The organism is Ruegeria sp. ANG10, from assembly GCF_040705255.1.
Classification (GTDB): Bacteria; Pseudomonadota; Alphaproteobacteria; order Rhodobacterales; family Rhodobacteraceae; genus Ruegeria.
In genome coordinates this window covers 1-2,988 of the sequence record NZ_JBFCVU010000028.1, presented here as the reverse complement: position 1 = coordinate 2,988, position 2,988 = coordinate 1, and the positions used below count along the sequence as shown (strand labels likewise).

Sequence of the window (2,988 nt, the reverse complement as noted above, 5' to 3'; positions counted from 1 at the left end):
CCCAATGAGCTACAAATCCGACATCGAAATCGCCCGTGAGGCGAACAAGAAGCCGATTCAGGAAATCGGTGCGAAAATTGGCATCTCCAGTGACGATCTGCTGCCTTACGGCCACGACAAGGCGAAGGTCAGCCAGGACTTCATCAACTCGGTTCAGGGTCGTGAAGACGGCAAACTGATTCTGGTGACCGCGATCAACCCGACCCCGGCGGGTGAGGGTAAGACAACCACCACCGTCGGTTTGGGCGATGGCCTGAACCGCATCGGCAAAAACGCGATGATCTGTATCCGCGAAGCCTCGCTTGGCCCGAACTTCGGGATGAAGGGTGGTGCCGCGGGTGGCGGTTACGCGCAGGTTGTTCCGATGGAGGAAATGAACCTGCACTTCACTGGCGATTTCCACGCCATCACCTCGGCCCACTCTCTGCTGTCGGCGATGATCGACAACCATATCTATTGGGGCAACGAGTGCGAGATCGACATTCGTCGCGTTGCGTGGCGTCGTGTGGTCGACATGAATGATCGTGCGCTGCGTCAGATCACGGCATCTTTGGGCGGCGTATCGAACGGCTTCCCGCGTGAAACCGGCTTTGACATCACCGTCGCCTCCGAGGTCATGGCGATCCTCTGCCTGGCCACCGACCTTAAAGACCTGGAAAAGCGTCTGGGTGACATCATTGTCGCCTATCGCCGCGATAAGACCGCGGTTTACTGCCGCGACATCAAGGCCGAAGGCGCAATGACCGTTCTGCTGAAAGACGCGATGCAGCCGAACCTGGTGCAGACGCTGGAAAACAACCCGGCCTTTGTCCACGGCGGCCCCTTCGCGAACATCGCACACGGCTGTAACTCGGTCATCGCGACCAAAACCGCGCTGAAAGTGGCTGACTATGTTGTCACCGAAGCTGGTTTCGGTGCTGATTTGGGTGCCGAGAAGTTCATGAACATCAAGTGCCGCAAAGCGGGCATCGCGCCGTCGGCAGTTGTTCTGGTTGCCACCGTGCGCGCGATGAAGATGAACGGCGGTGTTGCCAAAGCTGATCTGGGTGCCGAAAACGTCGACGCGGTTCAGTCCGGCTGCGCCAACCTGGGTCGTCACATCGAGAACGTGAAATCCTTTGGTGTGCCCGTTGTTGTCGCCATCAACCACTTTGTCACCGACACCGATGACGAAGTGCAGGCCGTCAAGGATTACTGCGAAACCCATGGCGTCGAGGCGGTTCTGTCGCGTCACTGGGAACTGGGCTCGGACGGCTCTGCGCCGCTGGCCGAGAAAGTTGTCGAAATCGTTGAAAACGGTGCTGCGAACTTTGCACCGATCTACCCCGACGAAATGCCGTTGTTCGAGAAGATCGAAACCATCGCCAAGCGCATCTATCGCGCGGATGAGGTTCTGGCCGACAACAAAATCCGCAACCAATTGCGCGAATGGGAAGAGGCCGGATACGGCAATCTGCCGGTCTGCATGGCGAAAACTCAGTATTCGTTCTCAACCGATCCGACCCTGCGCGGTGCGCCCACCGGCCATTCGGTTCCGGTGCGTGAGGTTCGCCTGTCCGCCGGTGCCGGCTTCATCGTGGTTGTCTGCGGTGAAATCATGACCATGCCCGGTCTGCCACGCAAACCGGCTGCGGAATCCATCTGCCTCAATGACGCAGGTGAGATCGAGGGCTTGTTCTAAGCGCCCGAATGATACATCTCGTGGTCCGGGGGTATCCCCGGACCGCAGGAGATTGAAATGCCCACTCTGATACCGCCGCAGGACTGCCACTCGATGCGGGAATTGCGGGTTCAGATCGACAAGCTGGATCGCCAATTGATTGAAATGTTGGTGGCGCGCGCAACTTACATAGATCGTGCGTCTCAGTTGAAACCCGGCGAGGGGCTACCCGCCCGCATCCCGGATCGTGTCGAAGATGTGGTGCAGCGCGTGCGCTCAAGTTCCGACGAGTTGGGCATGGACCCCGATCTTGCCGAGAAGCTTTGGCGCATCTTGATTGACTGGTCGATTGCCCGCGAAGAACGCGTGCTCGGCCCCGAATGAAGAACCGGGCGCTTTCTGCGCCCGATCCGTTTTTGAAAAGAAGGGATCAAAGGATGGTAGCGCAGGTTATCGACGGTAAGGCCTTTGCCGCAAAAGTACGCGGCCAGGTGGCCGACCAGGTCGCAAAGCTGAAAGAAGAAAACGGCATCACCCCCGGTCTGGCCGTGGTTCTGGTAGGCGAAGACCCGGCAAGCCAGGTTTATGTGCGGTCCAAGGGAAAGATGACCGTTGAGGTCGGCATGAACTCGTACGAGCACAAGCTGGACGTCGACACGTCCGAAGAAGATCTGCTGGCGTTGATCGACAAGCTGAACAACGACCCAGCCGTGCATGGCATTCTGGTACAACTGCCCCTGCCGAAGCACCTGAACGAAGATCTGGTGATCAACTCGATTGACCCGGCCAAGGACGTTGATGGTTTCCACATCTCGAACGTGGGATTGCTGGGTACCGGGCAGAAGTCGATGGTGCCTTGCACGCCGCTGGGCTGTCTGATGATGCTGCGCGACCATCACGGCTCGCTCTCGGGTATGGATGCGGTTGTTGTGGGCCGGTCGAATATCGTGGGCAAGCCGATGGCGCAGTTGTTGCTGGGTGACAGCTGCACCGTGACCATCGCGCATTCGCGCACCAAGGACCTGCCTGATGTTGTGCGCCGCGCAGACATCGTTGTCGCTGCTGTTGGTCGCCCCGAGATGATTCCGGGCGATTGGATCAAGGAAGGTGCCACAGTGATTGACGTGGGCATCAACCGGATCGAACGGGACGGCAAGAACAAGCTGGTCGGAGACGTTGATTATGACAGCGCGGCCGAACGCGCCGGTGCGATCACACCCGTGCCCGGCGGCGTAGGCCCGATGACCATCGCCTGCCTGCTGGCCAACACGCTGACCGCCTGCTGCCGCGCAAATGCCTTGCCAGAGCCCGAAGGCCTGACGGCTTGA

The 2,988-nt window shown here is 59.1% G+C and carries 3 protein-coding genes; all 3 read left to right on the top strand.

Going from position 1 to position 2,988, the window contains the following annotated elements:
* The first annotated feature begins 4 nt into the window (after positions 1-4).
* Genes AB1A64_RS22320 through folD form a run of 3 tightly spaced genes read left to right on the top strand, consistent with a single transcriptional unit; the run spans position 5 to position 2,988 of the window.
* Entirely contained in the window at positions 5-1,681 is a 1,677-nt protein-coding gene (locus tag AB1A64_RS22320) for a formate--tetrahydrofolate ligase (protein ID WP_366554359.1), read from the top strand.
* 57 nt (positions 1,682-1,738) lie between these two features.
* Positions 1,739-2,044 carry a chorismate mutase gene (locus AB1A64_RS22315; RefSeq protein WP_366554357.1) on the top strand — a complete coding sequence of 102 codons (306 nt, stop codon included), beginning with the start codon at positions 1,739-1,741 and terminating at the stop codon, positions 2,042-2,044.
* A gap of 53 nt (positions 2,045-2,097) precedes the next feature.
* On the top strand, positions 2,098-2,988 hold the full coding sequence (gene folD / locus AB1A64_RS22310; protein WP_366554355.1) for a bifunctional methylenetetrahydrofolate dehydrogenase/methenyltetrahydrofolate cyclohydrolase FolD: 891 nt from the start codon (positions 2,098-2,100) through the stop codon (positions 2,986-2,988).

Excerpts from the sequence above, each read along its gene's own strand:
- folD (WP_366554355.1), top strand. The coding sequence starts at position 2,098 with ATGGTAGCGCAGGTTATCGACGGTAAGGCCTTTGCCGCAAAAGTACGC.
- AB1A64_RS22315 (WP_366554357.1), top strand. The coding sequence starts at position 1,739 with ATGCCCACTCTGATACCGCCGCAGGACTGCCACTCGATGCGGGAATTG.
- AB1A64_RS22320 (WP_366554359.1), top strand. The coding sequence starts at position 5 with ATGAGCTACAAATCCGACATCGAAATCGCCCGTGAGGCGAACAAGAAG.